We start from the raw sequence: 1,482 nt of genomic DNA on the forward strand, positions 1-1,482 counted from the left end.
TCAAATTACTTTTTATGAAGCGATTGATCATGGTGTAGGTCAAGATGAGCTGGTGACTAACGTATTGGTTGAAAGCATTCAAAGTGATGCTGACGGCACACAAGAGGCTGTTGTGGCTCCCCTAGAAATCGCCATCCTTGATGCCGATCCAGTGATCGAAAATGAGTCATATAGTGTAACCGAAGGCCAAGTCATTTCTGGCAATGTACTGGAGAATGACATTGATATTGATGGTGACTTGTACATTCGATATGTCAGAGCCGGAGGAGAGATCCAGTCTGTCCCTGATGGTGGCTCAGTAAGTTTTAGTCTAGAGAAGGGTGAATTAACCGTATTTTCAGATGGCTCTTGGCAGTTGAATGCCAGTCGCAACTTAGATCACACGGTTGAGCAAAGTCTCGTTTTTGATTATCTCGCAGCCGATGATTCAAAAGATTACGGTGTAGCAACCGCAACTATCGACATTATAGATGGCCAAGCGGGTTATGTAGGCAGCGCTACTATAAACGCAGCAGAAGTACCTCTGGGAGAGGCATTATTAACCACCGAAGGCAGTGTTAATGTGATTGCTGGCTCTGATAACCCTGATCCGACTAGTTTGTATTTTGGTGGGGCATCCATTACTAAGTTAGAGGCATTAGGGCTTACAAGCTCAGTCTCTGATAATGAGCTTAGCTACACGTTAAGTTCCAGTGGAAAGCAAATCACAGCATTTGCCAATGGTGTCACTGTATTTACGTTAACATTGAGTGGCATTGAGTCGGGTAACGATGTACTAGCTTCAATCTCGCTTACTCTTGATCATCCTATCGATCAATTCAATAGTAGTGATACGGTCACTTTCCCGCTGATCATTGGAGGGACAGATCTAGACTCCACACCGCTTGTAGAGAATGAAATTGATTTCGTGTTGAAAGATGGTGTTGATCCTACGTTGAGCAACTTGACTGTCGTTGCAATGGAAGAGATTAATCTAGAAAGTGGGGCAATCTTTAAGACTGGGAGCCTTCAACTCGATATCGGGAGTGATTATGTTGACTCTCTTCGATTTAGCGAATTAAACCAGCCCACATTAGTGAGTAGTGAAAGTGAGTTGCTTTACCGTCTGTCTGATGACGGTACGACAATTACTGGCTATATCTTAGAAGGTGGGGTGGAAGTAAATATTTTTCAATCGAAACTATTGTCCACATTACCTTTAGAGTCTAGTAGTGAAATAGAGTATTCCTTTGAATTATATCGCTCTTTCGATCTGTCAAAAGATCAAATCCTGGATATACCATTGTTAGTTAATGCAACAGATTCAGACGGTGACACCACCTCCGTAACACTGGATATTACCTTAGAGGCAATAGAAGGTTTGAACGATGATGCCTCTTTAACAGTATATATTCTTGATGGTGGTGATGGATACGAAAACCAGTTTGAAGTTCCTAGTGTCACGATTCAAGGTGACGCACTCAAGATAAGCGATGAGTGGCT

Annotated in this window: 1 protein-coding gene; it reads left to right on the forward strand. The window is 42.6% G+C overall.

What is annotated here, in order from left to right; genetic code table 11:
• Window positions 1–1,482, forward strand: a 1,482-nt coding sequence (locus R8N47_RS23385) for an Ig-like domain-containing protein (RefSeq protein WP_318070423.1), incomplete at both ends; no start/stop codon positions are given.

Source organism: Vibrio sp. 2132-1, from assembly GCF_033344315.1.